Annotated in this window: 16 protein-coding genes and 1 pseudogene; 10 read left to right on the forward strand and 7 right to left on the reverse strand. The window is 72.2% G+C overall.

All coding sequences use genetic code 11. From position 1 onward, the window contains the following. Positions 1-3 precede the first annotated feature (3 nt). A complete protein-coding gene (locus ACZ4UB_RS07640; RefSeq protein WP_468068887.1) occupies positions 4-741 on the forward strand; it encodes a Mut7-C RNAse domain-containing protein in 738 nt (245 codons plus the stop codon). Between the two features lie 172 nt (positions 742-913). Then, on the forward strand, positions 914-2,410 hold the full coding sequence (locus ACZ4UB_RS07645) for an FAD-dependent oxidoreductase (RefSeq protein WP_468068948.1): 1,497 nt from the start codon (positions 914-916) through the stop codon (positions 2,408-2,410). 41 nt (positions 2,411-2,451) lie between these two features. Here the strand turns inward: ACZ4UB_RS07645 and ACZ4UB_RS07650 are convergent, their stop codons facing one another. After that, positions 2,452-3,009, reverse strand: coding sequence for a hypothetical protein (locus tag ACZ4UB_RS07650; protein ID WP_468068888.1), 558 nt, complete (start codon positions 3,007-3,009; stop codon positions 2,452-2,454). Between the two features lie 192 nt (positions 3,010-3,201). On the opposite strand from ACZ4UB_RS07650, the gene ACZ4UB_RS07655 reads away from it, so the two are divergent. Both ACZ4UB_RS07655 and ACZ4UB_RS07660 read left to right on the forward strand, forming a co-directional pair. After that, positions 3,202-3,537 carry a YnfA family protein gene (locus ACZ4UB_RS07655; protein WP_468068889.1) on the forward strand — a complete coding sequence of 112 codons (336 nt, stop codon included), beginning with the start codon at positions 3,202-3,204 and terminating at the stop codon, positions 3,535-3,537. 69 nt (positions 3,538-3,606) lie between these two features. Further along, positions 3,607-4,371, forward strand: a complete 765-nt coding sequence (locus ACZ4UB_RS07660) for an SDR family NAD(P)-dependent oxidoreductase (protein WP_467967280.1) — start codon at positions 3,607-3,609, stop codon at positions 4,369-4,371. A gap of 42 nt (positions 4,372-4,413) precedes the next feature. Here ACZ4UB_RS07660 and ACZ4UB_RS07665 read toward each other — a convergent pair whose 3' ends face one another. Then, on the reverse strand, positions 4,414-5,142 hold the full coding sequence (locus ACZ4UB_RS07665; protein WP_468068890.1) for a polysaccharide deacetylase family protein: 729 nt from the start codon (positions 5,140-5,142) through the stop codon (positions 4,414-4,416). A 152-nt stretch (positions 5,143-5,294) separates the two neighbouring features. Further along, positions 5,295-6,488: an RtcB family protein gene (locus ACZ4UB_RS07670; RefSeq protein WP_467967284.1), complete on the reverse strand. Its 1,194-nt coding sequence runs from the start codon at positions 6,486-6,488 to the stop codon at positions 5,295-5,297. Positions 6,489-6,695: 207 nt separating this feature from the next. Here ACZ4UB_RS07670 and ACZ4UB_RS07675 point away from each other — a divergent pair, with 207 nt between their 5' ends. From ACZ4UB_RS07675 to ACZ4UB_RS07685, 3 genes are all read left to right on the forward strand, one after another. After that, positions 6,696-7,610: a DUF3558 domain-containing protein gene (locus ACZ4UB_RS07675; protein WP_468068891.1), complete on the forward strand. Its 915-nt coding sequence runs from the start codon at positions 6,696-6,698 to the stop codon at positions 7,608-7,610. Positions 7,611-7,810: 200 nt separating this feature from the next. Continuing rightward, entirely contained in the window at positions 7,811-8,611 is an 801-nt protein-coding gene (locus ACZ4UB_RS07680) for a DUF3558 family protein (RefSeq protein WP_354380367.1), read from the forward strand. A 95-nt stretch (positions 8,612-8,706) separates the two neighbouring features. Then, positions 8,707-10,071 carry a DUF2637 domain-containing protein gene (locus tag ACZ4UB_RS07685; RefSeq protein WP_468068892.1) on the forward strand — a complete coding sequence of 455 codons (1,365 nt, stop codon included), beginning with the start codon at positions 8,707-8,709 and terminating at the stop codon, positions 10,069-10,071. Positions 10,072-10,150: 79 nt separating this feature from the next. On the opposite strand, the gene lysS is transcribed toward ACZ4UB_RS07685, so the two are convergent. Continuing rightward, positions 10,151-11,890, reverse strand: coding sequence for a lysine--tRNA ligase (gene lysS / locus ACZ4UB_RS07690; protein WP_468068893.1), 1,740 nt, complete (start codon positions 11,888-11,890; stop codon positions 10,151-10,153). 168 nt (positions 11,891-12,058) lie between these two features. On the opposite strand from lysS, the gene argS reads away from it, so the two are divergent. Then, complete coding sequence (gene argS, locus ACZ4UB_RS07695; protein WP_468068895.1) at positions 12,059-13,837, forward strand: arginine--tRNA ligase; 1,779 nt, start codon at positions 12,059-12,061, stop codon at positions 13,835-13,837. A gap of 183 nt (positions 13,838-14,020) precedes the next feature. Beyond that, positions 14,021-14,572: a hypothetical protein gene (locus ACZ4UB_RS07700; RefSeq protein ID WP_468068951.1), complete on the forward strand. Its 552-nt coding sequence runs from the start codon at positions 14,021-14,023 to the stop codon at positions 14,570-14,572. Positions 14,573-14,650: 78 nt separating this feature from the next. Here the strand turns inward: ACZ4UB_RS07700 and ACZ4UB_RS07705 are convergent. Then, positions 14,651-14,992, reverse strand: a pseudogene (locus tag ACZ4UB_RS07705) (type II toxin-antitoxin system VapC family toxin); the annotation flags it as partial. A 156-nt stretch (positions 14,993-15,148) separates the two neighbouring features. On the opposite strand from ACZ4UB_RS07705, the gene ACZ4UB_RS07710 reads away from it, so the two are divergent. Then, positions 15,149-15,937: a VOC family protein gene (locus ACZ4UB_RS07710; RefSeq protein ID WP_468068950.1), complete on the forward strand. Its 789-nt coding sequence runs from the start codon at positions 15,149-15,151 to the stop codon at positions 15,935-15,937. Between the two features lie 14 nt (positions 15,938-15,951). On the opposite strand, the gene ACZ4UB_RS07715 is transcribed toward ACZ4UB_RS07710, so the two are convergent. Together ACZ4UB_RS07715 and ACZ4UB_RS07720 are read right to left on the reverse strand one after the other, a co-directional pair. Continuing rightward, the gene (locus ACZ4UB_RS07715) at positions 15,952-16,224 is read right to left on the reverse strand and encodes a DUF1876 domain-containing protein (RefSeq protein WP_468068896.1); all 273 of its coding nucleotides are present in this window, start codon (positions 16,222-16,224) and stop codon (positions 15,952-15,954) included. A 50-nt stretch (positions 16,225-16,274) separates the two neighbouring features. After that, positions 16,275-16,508, reverse strand: coding sequence for a hypothetical protein (locus tag ACZ4UB_RS07720; protein WP_468068899.1), 234 nt, complete (start codon positions 16,506-16,508; stop codon positions 16,275-16,277). Positions 16,509-16,602: the final 94 nt, after the last annotated feature.

Here is a 16,602-nt window from a genome sequence, read left to right on the forward strand (position 1 = left end):
CCCGTGAACGGACCGGACATCACCCTCACCCTCGCCCCCGAGCTGCGCGTCTTCACCGCGCCCAACCGGCGCGGCGAGCGCGTACCCACCACGGTCGACGGAACCTCCAGCCTGGGCCACGTCGTCGAATCCGTCGGCGTCCCGCTCACCGAGGTCGGCCGCCTGCTCGTCGACGGCCGCGAGGCGCCCGTCTCCTACGTGCCCCGAGGCGGCGAGGCCGTCGAGGTCTCCGGCCCGCCCCGCCCGCAGGAGGTCCCCGGCGCCCCGCTGCGCTTCCTCCTCGACGTCCACCTCGGCACGCTCGCCCGCCGGATGCGCCTGCTCGGCATCGACACGGCCTACGAGAACGAGGACATCGGCGACCCCGCCCTCGCCACCCGCTCCGCCGCCGAGCGGCGCGTCCTGCTCTCCCGTGACCGCGGCCTGCTGCGGCGCCGCGAGATCTGGGCGGGTGCCTACGTCTACAGCGACAACCCCGACGAGCAATTGCGCGACATCCTCGGCCGGTTCGCGCCGGAGCTGACCCCCTGGACCCGCTGCACCGCCTGCAACGGCACGCTGCGCGCGGCCGACAAGGACAGCGTCGGCGACCTGCTGGAAGGCGGCACGCAGCGCTCCTACGACGTCTTCGCCCAATGCGCCGACTGCGAGCGCGTGTACTGGCGGGGCGCGCACCACGCCCGCCTGGAGCTGATCGTCAGCGAGGCGTTGGCCGAATTCGGCGGCGGCGTCACCGCGTAGGGCCCGGCGGGGGTGGGCAGGATCTTCCACCATGACATCCCCCGCCCCAGCCCCAACGCCCGATCCGGCACCCGATCCCGCACCCGAATCCGCGCCCGTAGCGGACGCCTTGGAGGCCGCGCACGTCGTGGACGTCGTGCACGCCGCGCACATCGTGGCCGCCCCGGACGTCATGGCCGCCCCGGACGTCGTGGACGTCGTGGACGTCGCGGTGATCGGCGCCGGTCCGACCGGTCTACTGATCGCCGGAGATCTCGCCGCCGCCGGACTGACCGTCACTCTGATCGAGCGGCGCCCGCAGACCGCCGCCAACCTCACGCGCGCCTTCGCCGTCCACGCCCGCACCCTCGAACTCCTCGACGCGCGCGGACTCGCCGACGATCTCGTCGCCACCGGCCGCCCGATCCGGCAGCTCCGCCTCTTCGGCGGACTCACCCTTTCCTTGGACACGCTCCCCACCCGCTTCCCGTTCGTCCTCATCACCCCTCAATTTGAGACCGAACACCTGCTGGAGCGTCGCGCGTTGTCCACAGGTGTGGACATCCGGTACGACCATGAGCTGATCGCACTGCATCAGGCCGAGGGTCAGGACACCGTCACCCTCGACCTCCTCACCCCCACGAACACCCCGGGCACCCCAGGCACCCCGCTCACCCTGCACGCCCGCCACGTCGTCGGCGCCGACGGCGTCCGTTCCACCGTCCGCCGCGAACTCGGCCTGCCCTTCCCCGGCCACGCCGTGGTCAGCTCGATGGTGCTGGCCGACGTACGCCTGACCGAGGAACCCCCGGACCAGCTCGCCGTCAACAGCAGCGGCCGGGCCTTCGCCTTCCTCGTCCCCTTCGGCGACGGCTGGTACCGGGCCATCGCCTGGCACCGCGACGGCCGGGCCCAGGACGGCGACCCCGTCGACTTCGACGAGCTGCGCACCATCACGCGCGCCGCCCTCGGCACCGACCACGGCATGCACGACCCCCGCTGGATCTCCCGCTTCCACGCCGACGAACGCCAGGTCCCGCACTACCGCGTGGGTCGCGTCTTCCTCGCCGGCGACGCCGCCCACGTCCACTCCCCCGCCGGCGGCCAGGGCATGAACACCGGCCTCCAGGACGCCGCCAACCTCTCCTGGAAGCTCACGGCCGTCCTCCTCGGACGCGCCCCCGACCCCGAGGCCCTGCTCGACAGCTACGAGGGCGAGCGGCACCCCGTCGGCCGCCTCGTACTGCGCGGCAGCGGCGCCCTGACCCGGATCACGATGGCCACCACCCCGGTGCGCCGCACGGCCCGCGACGTCGGCGCCGCACTGCTGGGACGGATCCGGCCCGCGCGCGACCGCGCGGTGCGCATGGTCTCCGGGATCGGCATCTCCTACCCGCCGCCGCCCGGCGGCGCCCGCCCGGCGGGCCGTCGCGCGCCCGACGCGGTCCTGCGCGAGGGCAGGCTGTACGAGCTGCTGCGCGCCGACACCTTCGTCCTGATCACCCCGCCCGGAACTCCCCGACCCGCGGCGGAGCCGGGGCTCACCCACGCCTCCTGGCGCACCGCCGGACGCACCGCCTGCGTGCTCGTGCGCCCCGACGGTTACGTCGCCTGGTCCGCCCCCGCGCCCACTCCCGCCGAGGTCGACCGGGCCGTCGCGCGCTGGATCCTGCGACCCCTGAAGGAGTAGCGATCCCAGAAGGAGTAGCGGTCCATGAAGGAGTAGCGGCCTCAGAAGGAGTAGGAGTCACCGGTGTCGAGGGCGAGCACCGTGTGCTCGTCGTTGGCGTGGTTGCGGTCGTTCGCGCCGCCGTTCCACCAGGTGTCCACGCGCACCACCACTTCCGACGGCCGCTCCTTCAACCACAGCCGCAGCCCGATGTGGCGGCCCTGCCCGTGCGCGGGCAGGGCCCCCGTCTCGCACATCACCTCGCGCTGCCCGGCCCGGGCGCAGCCCTCCGCCAGCTCCTGGCCGTCGGCGAGGTCCGCGGACAACCGCAGCCGCAGGGTGGTGTTCGCGAGCGGGGCGGGACCCTCGTTCTCCGGGACCACCCAGACCGCGAGCCGCCCGGCGGACAGCTTCACCCGCCCGCGGTAGGACACGTCGGCCTCGGGCACCCGCACCGCGCCGACCCGCTCGGCCCCCACCCCGGCAGTCGGTGCCACCCGGGCCGGTGCCACCCCGGCCCGCGCGGCTCCCGTCTGGGCCGCGGCCCCGGCCAGGACCAGCCCGAGGGCCACCACGATTCGTACGACGCCACGGCACACCGCCACCGTCACCACCTCCACGCGCGGAGGCTAACGACCCCCACCCCCCACCGGTCGGACCATCACACGAACGAGGGCGCGCCCACCGCCATCTGCGAGGCCCCCGAGTACGCGACACAGCCCGCCCGCACCACAACCCACACGCACCACAACCCCCACACACCACAGCCCGCACGCACCGCCCCACGCCGGTCGCGTGCCAAGGTTGCCCCCATGCTGATCGTCCGCTCCGCGTCCCTGTTCGCCCTCGCCGCCGTCCTGGAGATCGGTGGCGCCTGGCTCGTCTGGCAGGGCGTGCGCGACCACAAGGGCTGGGTCTGGATCGGCGCCGGGGTCATCGCCCTCGGCCTCTACGGCTTCGTCGCCACGCTCCAGCCCGAGGGCGACTTCGCCCGGGTACTGGCCGCGTACGGCGGGGTCTTCGTGGCCGGATCCCTCGCCTGGGGCAGGGTCGCCGACGGCTACCGCCCCGACCGCTGGGACCTCGCCGGAGCCCTGGTCTGCCTGGCCGGGATGGCCCTGATCATGTACGCCCCGCGCGGCCGCTGAGCACCCCCGGGGTCCCGTCCGCATGCCTATGCTGGCCGGGTATCGATCACCCGAACGAGGAGCGCTCCCATGACCCCCCGCATCGCAGTCGTCACCGGGGCGAGCAGCGGAATCGGCGCGGCCACCGCACGGCAGCTCGCCGGCGCGGGCTACCACGTCGTGCTGACCGCCCGCCGCAAGGACCGCATCGAGCAGCTCGCCGCCGAGATCACCGCGGCCGGGCAGCTCGCCACCGCCCACGCCCTGGACGTGACCGACCGCGCCGCCGTCGACGCCTTCGCCGCGTTCCTGGAGCAGTTCCCCTCCGTCGACGTGCTGGTCAACAACGCGGGCGGGGCCATCGGCGCCGAGCCGGTCGCCACCGGCGACCCGGCCGACTGGCGCACGATGTACGAGGTCAACGTCATCGGCACGCTCCATGTCACCCAGGCCCTGCTCCCGGCCCTGACCGCCTCCGGCGACGGCACCGTCGTGGTCCTGTCCTCGACCGCCGGGCACTCGACGTACGAGGGCGGCGCGGGCTACGTCGCCGCGAAGAACGGCGCCCGCGTCCTGGCCGAGACCCTCCGCCTGGAGATCGTCGGCCAGCCGGTCCGCGTGATCGAGATCGCGCCGGGCATGGTCAAGACGGAGGAGTTCGCCACGACCCGCTTCCGCGGTGACGCGGACAAGGCGGCCAAGGTGTACGCGGGCGTCGCCGAGCCGCTGACCGCCGACGACGTGGCCGACACCATCACCTGGGCCGTGACCCGCCCCAGCCACGTCAACATCGACCTGCTGGTGGTCCGCCCGCGCGCCCAGGCCTCGAACACGAAGGTCCACCGCGACCTGTAACCAGCGCTCCGCGCGACCCCGACCCCGGCTCCCGGCCCCCGGCTACGCCAGCCCGGCGGCCTTGAGCTGGGGCAGGAGGGCCGCGGGCTTCAGGCCCGCGGCCTTCGCCGCGCCCAGCGCCCGCTCCAGGTCGGCCTCCAGCGTGGGCGTGAAGTGCAGCAGCACGATGTCCCCCGCCTGCAGCCGCGGGGTCGGCGGGGTCTGGCTCCAGGTGGTGAAGTCGTGGGTCCAGGTGATCAGCGCCTTCGCCCCGCACGCCTTCGCCGCGAGCCGCACGTCGTCGTTGACGGCTCCGTACGGCGGTCGCAGCAGCTGCGGTGCCCGCCCGAAGGTCCCCCGCAGCCGCTCCCGCGCCCCGCACACCTCCGCGTCCTTCCCGGCCGCGTCGAGCGTGGTCAGGTCCGGGTGGTTGACGGTGTGGTTCTCCACCGTGGCCCGGCCCTGCTCGATGAGGTCCGTGAAGTAGCCGGTGTCGTAGGACGTGGCCCCCGGCAACAGGAACAGGGACACCGGCACCCGCTTGTCGATCAGCGTCCGCGCGGCGGCGGGGTCGTGGTTCCAGCCGTCGTCGATGGTGATGAAGACGACCTTGTCGGTGGTCGGTACGTGCGAGACGACGGGCGGCAGCCCCACGCCCACGGCACCGGTCGACGCGGCGGCCCCGGCCGCGACCGGATCCCCTGACCCCGCCCCCGCCACGGCGGATCCGGCCACCCCGAAGGTGAGCGACAGCGAAGCGAACACACCGAGAACCACGCGAGATCTCCACATGGCGCACACCTTGGTCTAGACCAACTCCGACCGTCAACCCCCGTGCGGCAGACAACAGTTGGCCACGATCGACCCCCACATACGGAGGGACCCGGACCGTTTGAAACGGTCCGGGCCCCTCCACTCCCCCGAGCATGACGAACGGCCGACGATCAGCCCTTGACGCAGATGACCTGCTTGAGCTTGGCCACGACCGCGACGAGGTCGGTCTGCTGGTCGATGACCTGCTCGATCGACTTGTAGGCGCCCGGGATCTCGTCCACGACCCCGGAGTCCTTGCGGCACTCCACGCCCTTGGTCTGGTCCGCCAGGTCGCGCGCCGAGAACTTCTTCTTCGCCGCGGTCCGGCTCATCTTCCGGCCCGCGCCGTGCGAGGCCGAGTTGAAGGACTTCTCGTTGCCGAGGCCCTTCACGATGTACGAGCCGGTGCCCATCGAACCGGGGATGATCCCGAAGTCGCCGCTGCCCGCGCGGATCGCGCCCTTGCGCGTGACCAGCAGGTCCATGCCGTCGTAGCGCTCTTCGGACACGTAGTTGTGGTGACAGCTGATCTCGTGGTCGAAGGAGACCTTCGCCTTGCGGAACTCCTTGCGGACGACCTCCTTGAACAGGCTCATCATCACGGCGCGGTTGTACTTCGCGTACTCCTGCGCCCAGAAGAGGTCGTTGCGGTAGTCCTGCATCTGCGGGGTCGCCGCCAGGAACACCGCGAGGTCGCGGTCCACCAGGTCCTGGTTGTGCGCGAGCCCGCGGGCCACGCCCATGTGGTGTTCGGCCAGCTCGTTGCCGATGTTCCGGGAACCGGAGTGCAGCATCAGCCAGACCGCGCCCGTCTCGTCGAGGCAGAACTCGATGAAGTGGTTGCCGCCGCCGAGCGTGCCGAGCTGCTTCGCGGCGCGCTCGCGCCGGAACTTGACCTCGTCCGCGATGTAGTCGAAGCGCGACCAGAGGTCGTCGAAGCCGTCGGCCGCGAAGCCGTACAGCCGCGCCGGATCCACCGCCTCCTTGTGCAGGCCCGCCCCGACCGGGATCGCCTGCTCGATCTTCGACCGCAGCCGTGACAGGTCACCGGGCAGGTCGTTGGCCGTCAGCGAGGTGCGGACCGCCGACATGCCGCAGCCGATGTCCACGCCCACCGCCGCCGGGCAGACCGCGTCCTTCATGGCGATCACCGAACCGACGGTGGCGCCCTTGCCGTAGTGGACGTCCGGCATGACGGCCAGGCCCTTGATCCAGGGCAGGGTCGCGACGTTGTGCAGCTGTCGCATCGCGCTGTCCTCGACCGTGGACGGATCGGTCCACATCCGGATCGGGACCTTCGCCCCGGGCACCTCTACATACGACATAACGTCCTCAACACCCCGTTAACCACTGAAAAGTCTCAATACGCAAAAAGCCTCGCAACAGGGCCCAAAGACGACATGGGACCGGCGTCAGCACCAGCGTGTGCGATAGACATTGTGTCCACGCGCGGCCCAGCAGCGGCAACGCAATTTCCTGACCGAGGGCCCACCCAGAGCCTGTCGAAAGCCTGTCGAACGGAGTCAGACGACGTGCAGCGCAAAGCGGTACGGCAAGTCCTTCCGGGCATCCTGATGCTCACCGCGCTGATGGCCGGCTGCTCCGGCGGCACCGGGGCCGGGGCCACCAGCGACTCCAAAGCGGGCGGCGCCACGCCCGCCGCCGCACCGCCCGGGAAGTACCGCAGCCTGCCCTCGCCCTGCAAGGCGGTCGACGTGAAGCGGCTCAAGGCCATGCTCCCGGCCGCCGCCACGCTCACCTCGGAGCAGCGCGACCAGCTCTACGCCGGGAGCGCGGACACCTCCTACGACGGCGACCGGCGCGTCGGCTGCCGCTGGAAGGCGCAGACCCCCGAGGAGACCCGGCTGCTGTCCGTCGGCTTCGAGCGGGTGGTCTCCTACGACCGCGCCGCCAGCAGCGACGACGACAAGGCGAAGCAGGTGTACGACCGCCGCCTGACCGACGCCCACCTGCCGGCCCCCGTACCGTCGACCAACCCGACCCCCGGCGCGACCACGAGCCCCGCCCCGGGCACGACACCCGCCCCCGGCCCGGACCCCGGCGCCGCGGCGGCGGGGTCCACCGCCCCCTCCACCGCCCCCTCCACCGCACCGTCGGCCCCGCCCGCGGGCGCCCCCGCCGGTTCGCCTGCCGCCGGTACGCCCGCCGGTACGCCCGCCCCCTCCGCCACGCCCACTCCCCCCGAGCTGGGCTCCCGCGTCCTGGAGGGGCTCGGGGACGCCGCCTTCGTCGAGGACCGGCTCAGCGCGGCGGGGTCCGCGGCCCAGTCGCGGACCGTGCGCATCGTCTTCCGCACCGCGAACGTCATCGTCACCGTCGAGTACAGCGTGCAGCCCGCGCTGCCCGGCGGGGTCCCCTCCAGCGCGGAAACGCAGGACGAAGCACATCAGTTGGCCGAGGCGCTGGTGGAGCGCTTCAACGACTGACCCGCCACCCGGCGAACGGCTGCGTGCCTGGTCAGCCGCCGATCGGCGGCTGACCGCAGGGCCCGCGGAGGGCTCCCGGAGACCTCCGGGACGCGCTCGCCGGCCCCCGGCGTGACCGTGAGCACAGCAGGGCGGACCCCGATCGGGCTACCGTTGCCCGGTTCCCCGCGCCCATAGACACACAAACGTACGAAGGAATCATGCACCGATCAGCCTCGCGCCTCACCCGCGTCATCGCCTGCGCAGCCGTCCCGGTGATCCTCGCCGTCTCCGGCTGCTCGTCCGACTCGGGCAAGAGCGCAGACACGGGCAAGAAGTCCGACTCGTCCGCTTCGTCCAAGTCGCCGAGCACGAAGCCGTCGTCCGCCCCCGAGAAGGCCGCGTACGCCACGCTGCCCGACCCGTGCAAGACGATCCAGGGCAAGACCATCGAGGCGCTCGTCCCGAAGGCCAAGGACAAGAACGGCAACGCCACCAAGTCGAACGACCTGACCAGCCGCGCCAGCTGCTCCTGGAACGGCCTGGACGAGAACGGCCTCAAGGGCTCGGACTACCGCTGGCTCGCGGTCTCCCTGGTCCGCTACGACTCGCACGAGTCCCTGGGCAGCGGCAACAAGCGCGCCGAGGAGCAGTACAACAAGCAGCTCCAGACGGCGAAGGCCGTCGAAGGCGCCCAGAACGTGAAGAACGACCCGGTGGGCGGCGTCGGCGACCAGGGCACCTCGGTCACCTACGCCACGAAGAAGGACGGCGCCGACTTCTTCAACACCACGGTCATCGTGCGCACGCAGAACGTCGTCGTCTCCCTCGACTACAACGGCGCCGCCTACGAGGGCGCCGCCGCTCCCGACCAGGCGAAGCTGCTGGAGAGCGCGATCGCCGCGATCCGCGAAGCCGTGAACTCGGTCTCCGCCGCCGGCGAGAAGCCGGCGTCCTCGGACGCGCCCTCCGAGTCGGCCTCCCCGTCCTCCTCGGCGTCCGCTTCGGCCGCCGCCTCCTGACCTGGCCGAAGGGGCGAACGGGGGTGCGGAGCAGGGGACATCGCGTCACCCGTACGCTGTGCCTGCCGTAGCTCGATAGTGGGAGGGGATCGCGGGTGGCCGCGATGCAGCTGACTCGTACGCACCGCATACTCATCGGCGTCGTCGTCGCCGGCGCCGTCGTCATCGCGGGGATCGGCTTCGCCGGTTCCTACGCAGCGGTGCGCGCGCTGGCGCTGCAGAAGGGGTTCGGCAGCTTCTCGCTGGTGTTCCCGATCGGCATCGACATGGGCATCTGCGTGCTGCTCGCGCTCGACCTGCTGCTGACGTGGATCCGCATCCCCTTCCCGCTGCTGCGCCAGACCGCGTGGCTGCTGACCGCCGCCACGATCGCCTTCAACGGCGCGGCAGCCTGGCCGGACCCGCTGGGCGTCGGCATGCACGCCGTCATCCCGATCCTCTTCGTGGTGACCGTCGAGGCGGCCCGGCACGCGGTGGGGCGGATCGCCGACATCACCGCGGACCGGCACATGGAGGGCGTGCGGATCACCCGCTGGCTGCTCTCGCCGATCCCCACCTTCAAGCTGTGGCGCCGGATGAAGCTGTGGGAGCTGCGCTCCTACGAGCAGGCGGTCGGCATGGAACAGGACCGGCTCATCTACCAGGCCCGCCTCCAGGCCCGCTACGGGCGCGCCTGGCGCCGCAAGGCGCCCGTCGAGGCCCTCATGCCGCTGCGCCTGGCCCGCATAGGCGTCCCGCTGTCCCAGACCGTCCCCGAGGGCCTGGCGGCCGCGGGCATCGAGCCCGCGCTGCTGCCCCCGGTCAGCGTCCCGGTCGCGGTCACGGACCCCGAGGCGGGACCGGCGGCCCTGGAGGCGCACCGGGCGCCCGCCGCACCGGGCGCGCAGGCCACGGCCGAACAGCAGGCCGTCCCCGGCCCGCGACTGCCCGGCCCCGTCGCCGTTCCCGGCACCGCCGCCGGCCCCGGGCACGCCCCGCCGGCCTTCGCGGTCGACCCGACGGCGATGCCCGCGGCCCACAACAGCGCCTGGTTCGCGGCGCCGCTGGCCCCGCAGGCCGCGTACGAGGGCGGCTACAACCCGCAGTACGTCGAGGGCCTGGAGCCCACCCCGGTCCTTCCCCCCACCGGCCCGGACGCCCAGGCACCGGACCCGGCGGACCCGCGGCCGGCCCCGCAGACCCAGACCCAGCCCCAGCCCCAGCCCCAGGCACCCGCGGCCAACCCGGCGCCGCAGGACGAGAGCCCGGTCGACGAGGTGAAGTTCGCCGAGGCGGCGTACGAGGTCTTCCGCACCTACGTCGACGAGCACGGCAACTGGCCGAGCCCGGAGCAGCTCGACATACACCTCTCCGACGGCCACGGCATCGTCCACCCGCGCAGCGCCACCACGCTCAAGCGGCTGATGCCCGAGCTGAAGCAGCGCTACCAGACCGACCTGGAGAACGAGCACATCGCGTAAGGCGGCACGCGGTACGGAGAAGGGCCCGCATCCCCCGATCGACCGGGGGACGCGGGCCCTTCTCCGTACGTACGGCGGATCAGACCGCGAGCAGCTTGCGCACCCGGTCCGCCCCGACCGCGAGCAGCAGCGTGGGCAGGCGCGGGCCGGTCTCCCGGGTCACCAGCAGCCGGTAGAGCAGCGCGAAGAACGTCCGCTGCGCGACCTTCAGCTCCGGCGTCGGCTTGGCGTCCGGCTCCAGGCCCGCCATCACCTTCGGCACGCCGTAGACGAGCGTGGTCAGGCCGTCGAGCGACCAGTGCGAGTCCAGGCCCTCCAGCAGCAGCCGCAGCGACTCCCGGCCCTCGTCGTCCAGCGAGCCGAGCAGCTCCGCGTCGGGCTCCTCGCGCACCAGCGTGCGCTGGTCGGCCGGGACCTGGGTGGTGATCCAGTTCTCGGCGCGGTCGAGGCGCGGGCGCACCTCGTCCAGCGAGCCCAGCGGGTGCGCCGGGTCGAGGTCGTTCAGGATCCGGACCGTCTGCTCGTCGTGCCCGCCCGTGATGTCCACGACCGAGGCGAGCGTGCGATACGGCAGCGGCCGCGGCGTGCGCGGCAGCTCACCGGCGGCGGTGCGCACGGCGCGCGCGTGCGAGGCGGCGTCGGCGGGCAGCACGCTGGCGTCGGCGACCTTGGACTCCAGCTTGTCCCACTCGTCGTAGAGCCGCTGGATCTCCTGGTCGAAGGCGATCTTGAAGGACTGGTTCGGCTTGCGGCGGGCGTACAGCCAGCGCAGCAGCTGCGGCTCCATGATCTTCAGCGCGTCGGCCGGGGTCGGGACCCCGCCCTTGCTGGAGGACATCTTCGCCATGCCGCTGATGCCGACGAAGGCGTACATCGGGCCGATCGGCTGCTCGCCGCCGAAGATGCCGACGATCTGCCCGCCGACCTGGAAGGAGGAGCCGGGCGAGGAGTGGTCGACGCCGGAGGGCTCGAAGATGACGCCCTCGAAGGCCCAGCGCATGGGCCAGTCGACCTTCCAGACCAGCTTGCCGCGGTTGAACTCGCTGAGCTTGACCGTCTCGGTGAACTCGTCCTCGGTGCAGACGTAGGTCAGCTCGGTGCTCTCGTCGTCGTAGGACGTCACCGTGGTGAAGTCCTTGCCGCACTCGGCGCAGTACGGCTTGTACGGGAAGTACTCCGTACCCTCCGCGCTGCCGTCGTCCTCGGCGGCGGCGCCCGAGCCCTCGGCGGCCTCCAGCTCGGCCTCGTCGACCTGCTTCTGCTGCGGCTTCTTGCCGCCCGGCTTCTGCTTGGTCCGGTACTGGTCGAGGATCGCGTCGATGTCGGCGCGGTGCTTCATCGCGAACAGCACCTGGTCGCGGTAGGTACCGGCGGTGTACTGCTCGGTCTGGCTGATCGGGTCGTACTCGACGCCCAGCTCGGCCAGCGCCTCGACCATGGCGGCCTTGAAGTGCTCGGACCAGTTCGGGTACGCGGAGCCCTCGGGCGCGGGCACGGCGGTCAGCGGGCGGCCGATGTGCTGGGCGTGGGACTCCTCGGTGACGCCGGGGATGCCCTTGGGCACCTTGCGGTACCGGTCGTAGTCGTCCCACGAGATCAGGTGGCGGACCTCGTGGCCCCGGCGGCGGATCTCGTCCGCGACCAGGTGCGGGGTCATGACCTCGCGGAGGTTGCCCAGGTGGATCGGGCCGGAGGGGGAGAGTCCGGACGCGACGACGATGGTTTTACCCGGGGCTCGGCGCTCCGCCTCGGCGATGACCTCGTCCGCGAAACGGGAGACCCAGTCGGTCTCTGTGCTGCTCGGGGCGCTCTGAGCCACGTCACGTCCTTCTATCTCGAATACCGGCTGCTGCCATTCTCCCAGACGGAACAGAGCGCTCCGAGGTTGTTTTCTCCCGTGAAACCGAAGGCGCCCGCGTGGGATACTCGGCCTTTGTCGGAACAACCAAGTGCACGCTCGCGCACGACCTCACAGGAACGGCAGCTCATGGCCTCGGTCCCTTCCCTCGCTTCCTCCGTCAACCAGCGCGTCGCCGACGCACTCGCCTCCGCCCTGCCGGACGCCGGTGCGAGCGACCCGCTGCTGCGACGAAGCGACCGGGCCGACTTCCAGGCCAACGGCATCCTGGCGCTCGCGAAGAAGGCCAAGGCCAATCCGCGCGAGCTCGCGACGACCGTGGTCGAGGGCATTCCCACCGGTGACCTGATCAAGGAGATCGAGGTCTCCGGCCCCGGCTTCCTCAACATCACCGTCACCGACCGCGCGATCGTCGAGACCCTGGCGGCCCGCGCCGCCGACGCGCGCCTGGGCGTGCCGCTCTCGCCGACCGCGGGCACCACGGTCATCGACTACGCCCAGCCGAACGTGGCCAAGGAGATGCACGTCGGCCACCTGCGGTCCGCCGTGATCGGCGCCGCGATGGTCGAGATCCTGGAGTTCACCGGCGAGAGCGTGGTCCGGCGCCACCACATCGGCGACTGGGGCACGCAGTTCGGCATGCTCATCCAGTACCTGATCGAGCACCCGCACGAGCTGGACCACGACGCCGCGGCCGGCGGCGCGGAGGTCTCCGGCGAGGAGGCGATGTCCAACCTCAACCGCCTCTACAAGGCCTCGCGCGCCCTCTTCGACTCCGACGAGGAGTTCAAGACCCGCGCCCGCGCCCGGGTCGTGGACCTCCAGGCGGGCGAGCCGGAGACGCTGGCCCTGTGGCAGCGGTTCGTCGACGAGTCGAAGATCTACTTCTACTCCGTCTTCAACAAGCTGGACATGGACATCCAGGACCCCGACGTCGTCGGCGAGTCCGGTTACAACGACATGCTGGTGGAGACCTGCCGCCTGCTGGAGGAGTCGGGCGTCGCCGTCCGCTCCAACGGCGCGCTGTGCGTCTTCTTCGAGGACGTCAAGGGCCCGGACGGCAACCCGACCCCGCTGATCGTCCAGAAGTCCGACGGCGGCTTCGGCTACGCCGCGACCGACCTGTCCGCGATCCGCGACCGGGTGGGCAACCTCAAGGCCACGACCCTGCTGTACGTCGTGGACGCGCGCCAGTCCCTGCACTTCAAGATGGTCTTCGAGACGGCCCGCCGCGCCGGCTGGCTGGACGAGGACACCAAGGCCGTCCAGCTCGCCTTCGGCACCGTCCTCGGCAAGGACGGCAAGCCGTTCAAGACCCGTGAGGGCGAGACCGTCCGGCTGGTGGACCTCCTCGACGAGGCCGTCGAGCGGGCGACCGCGGTCGTGCGCGAGAAGGCCGAGAAGGTCGGCCTGACCGAGGCCGAGATCGTCGAGAACGGCCAGTACGTCGGCATCGGCGCGGTGAAGTACGCGGACCTGTCCACCTCCGCCGCGCGCGACTACAAGTTCGACCTGGACCAGATGGTCTCGCTCAACGGCGACACCTCCGTCTACCTCCAGTACGCGTACGCCCGCATCCGCTCCATCCTGCGCAAGGCGGGCGACCGCTCCCCGCTGGCCCACCCGGAGCTGGAGCTGGCCCCGGCCGAGCGCGCGCTGGGCCTGCACCTGGACGGGTTCGGCGAGCTGATCGAGGAGGCCGCCACCGAGTACGCCCCGCACAAGGTGGCCGCGTACCTCTACCAGCTGTCCTCCCTGTTCAGCACGTTCTACGAGCAGTGCCCGGTCATCAAGCCCGAGCCGGAGCTCGCCGTCGGCGAGAACCGCCTCTTCCTGGCCGACCTGACCGCCTCCACCCTCGCCAAGGGCATGTCCCTCCTCGGCATCCGCACCCCCGAGAAGCTCTGACGCGACAACGGGTCGGCTCCGGGGCGACCCGGATCCGACCCACGTCGGCCCCGCCTCCGCACCGGAGGCGGGGCCGTCGGCCGTTTCCGGACCTGTGGTGAAACGGCCGAATTCCTGCTCCTGTGTCCCGGATTCCACTGAAAGCCTGCGGGCGTCCATCCGGATCGACCACACGGAGTCCGCATGAACCGAGCTCGCATCCGCCCCGCCTTATGGGTGGCCGCCACCGTCCTGGCCCTGGTCCCGGCCGGTCTGGGCGCCGCGACGGCACAGGCCGCCCCGGCGGCGCCGCCGTCGGCGTCCGTCGCCGCCCCGGCCGCCGCGAACGTCACCGTCCCGCAGACCGTCATCTACGGCACCGCCGGCCTGAACCGCGGCGAAGCCTGGTACTCGCCCGACCGGCGGACCATGCTGATCCAGCAGTACGACGGGCACGTGGTGCTGTACCGCGACAACGTCGCGATCTGGACGGCCGTCGGCAGCTACGGCTACGGCAACACCTTCTACATGCAGGCCGACGGCAACCTCGTCTCCTACGACGCCGCCATGCGCCCGCTGTGGAACAGCGCGACCGACCACCACCCGGGCGCCTACCTGGCGATCCAGGACGGCGGCAACCTGGTGGTCTACAGCGGGTCCACCGCGCTGTGGTGGTCGAACTACCGGCCCGGCGGCCCCACCGACCCGACCGACCCCGGCGAGTGCCACCCGCGCCCGAACCACCTCTGCCCGTAAGCAGCCACCAGCGGCTCCGCGCAGCGCGCCGCCCCCCGCCGCACCCGGGGGGCGGGGGCTCCCGGACCGGGCGATGCGCGCGTCGCAGGTGACGAGCGGCACCTGGAACCCCTCGGCCAGGGCCACGCTGGTGGCGTCGTACGCGGAGAGGTTCGCGTACAGCTCGCGCACCCGAGGAAGCACGGGAAGGTGCTCCATCCGCCGGACGGGCAGGGCCGCGAAGTCGTCCCAGGCCGCGTCCAGCTGACGGGCGGAGAGCTTTCCTCCCCGGTGGCGGCCGAGCAGCGCCTGCGTCACCTCCACGTCGAGCAGGTAGGGGGCGGCGAGCCGCTCCCCGACCACCCGCTCGCGCACCGCCTCGCCCACCGGACCCGCGTCCGCGACCAGCATGACGACGGCGCTCGCGTCGATCACGATCATTCGCGCCGCCGTCCGGCCTCGACGTCGCCGATCCTGCAAGCCGCCAGCGGGCCACCCCTACGATCACCCGTACGGCCCGGTTCGAACGGCACGGGACGGGTATGGACCGCCCGTCCATCCCCGAGCAGTCCCCACCCGGAGGCATCCGTGCCCGACATGAGCGGCCCCTACAAGCCCGGCACCCCGTGTTGGATCGACCTGATGGTCCCCGACCAGCAGGCCGCCCTCGACTTCTACTGCGACCTCTTCGGCTGGCAGGGCGAGGTCGGCCCGGCCGAGCAGGGCGGGTATTCCGTCTGCACCCTCAAGGGCAAGCCCGTCGCCGGCATCATGAAGGCGTCGAACCCCGACGGCACCGTCCCCGACCCGATGCCGCCGACCGTCTGGACGACGTACCTGTCCACCGACAACATCGACGGCACCCTCAAGTCCATCGGCGACAGCGGCGGCACGGTCATGATGGGCCCGATGGACGTCATGGACCTCGGCCGGATGGCGGTCATCGCCGACCCGACGGGCGCGGTCGTCGGCCTGTGGCAGCCCGGCACCTTCGACGGCGCGGGCATCGTCAACGAGCACGGCGCGCTCATCTGGAACGAGCTGGTCACCCCCGACCTCGCGGCCGCGTCGGCGTTCTACTCGTCCGTCCTGCCCGTCACCACGGCCCGCTCCGACATGCCGGGGGCCGACGGGTACGTCGAGTTCAAGGTCGACGACCGCGCGGTCGGCGGGATGATGGACCTGTCCTCGCTCCCGCCGGGCGTCCCCCCGCACTGGCAGGCGTACTTCCACGTCGACAACGTGGACGAGGTCCAGGCCGCCGCGGTCCGCGCCGGCGGCAGCGTCCTCGCCCCCGCCTTCGACATGGCCGCGGGCCGCATGGCCGTCCTCGCCGACCCCCAGGGCGGCGCCTTCTCGGTCATCACGGCGTCGATGCCGCAGTAGTCCGAGCCCGCGGTTCAGTGGTTGAGCGGGTAGGAGTGCCGGCCGGTCGCCTCATCGATCTCCGCGTGCGCCTTCTGCAGCAGCTGGGACGCGATGTCCATCAGCGCCCGCGCTCCCGCGATCTCCTCTCCGACCCTCAGCTGTTCCGGGTCGGAGGGGTGTCGCATGGCGTAGCCGCGCCCCTTCACCTCCGAGCCGTCGGCCAGCCGGAGCAGCGCCGCCGCGTTGGTGCGGTGGCCGTCCTCGGTGAATTCCAGTTCCACATGCCATCCGGCGAGCGTGGACATGACGCACCACCTCCAGGGCTCTGTCCCTCCAGCGTGCGCCCCGCCCCGCCCTAGAGCCAGTCGAAGCGGGCCGCGGCCGCCCTTCGCCAGCGCTCCACCACCCGCGGCGGGGGCCGCTCCGGCGGCGGCCCCGGCAGGCAGGCCCGCAGCCACGGCACGTCGAGGTGGGTGTCCTCCAGCCGCACGCCGTCCGTGGCGACCTCCTCCACCGAGCGGTCCCGCCCGTAGGCCGCGATCCGCAGCCCCGAGAGCCCCGCCCGCGGCCAGACGGCGGCCGCCACCACCAGCCGCCCGCCACCGGGCCCGGGGGGGGGGGGGGGGGGGGGGGGGGGGGGGGGGGGGGGCCAAGCGCATAAACAGCCACCGCGTTCGCGGCCC

The organism is Streptomyces sp. NPDC028419, assembly GCF_055565515.1.

Coding starts and splice junctions, on each gene's coding strand:
- ACZ4UB_RS07645 (WP_468068948.1), top strand. CDS start 914: ATGGCCGCCCCGGACGTCGTGGACGTCGTGGACGTCGCGGTGATCGGC.
- ACZ4UB_RS07655 (WP_468068889.1), top strand. CDS start 3,202: ATGCTGATCGTCCGCTCCGCGTCCCTGTTCGCCCTCGCCGCCGTCCTG.
- ACZ4UB_RS07660 (WP_467967280.1), top strand. CDS start 3,607: ATGACCCCCCGCATCGCAGTCGTCACCGGGGCGAGCAGCGGAATCGGC.
- ACZ4UB_RS07665 (WP_468068890.1), bottom strand. CDS start 5,142: ATGTGGAGATCTCGCGTGGTTCTCGGTGTGTTCGCTTCGCTGTCGCTC.
- ACZ4UB_RS07670 (WP_467967284.1), bottom strand. CDS start 6,488: ATGTCGTATGTAGAGGTGCCCGGGGCGAAGGTCCCGATCCGGATGTGG.
- ACZ4UB_RS07680 (WP_354380367.1), top strand. CDS start 7,811: ATGCACCGATCAGCCTCGCGCCTCACCCGCGTCATCGCCTGCGCAGCC.
- argS (WP_468068895.1), top strand. CDS start 12,059: ATGGCCTCGGTCCCTTCCCTCGCTTCCTCCGTCAACCAGCGCGTCGCC.
- ACZ4UB_RS07700 (WP_468068951.1), top strand. CDS start 14,021: ATGAACCGAGCTCGCATCCGCCCCGCCTTATGGGTGGCCGCCACCGTC.
- ACZ4UB_RS07710 (WP_468068950.1), top strand. CDS start 15,149: ATGAGCGGCCCCTACAAGCCCGGCACCCCGTGTTGGATCGACCTGATG.
- ACZ4UB_RS07715 (WP_468068896.1), bottom strand. CDS start 16,224: ATGTCCACGCTCGCCGGATGGCATGTGGAACTGGAATTCACCGAGGAC.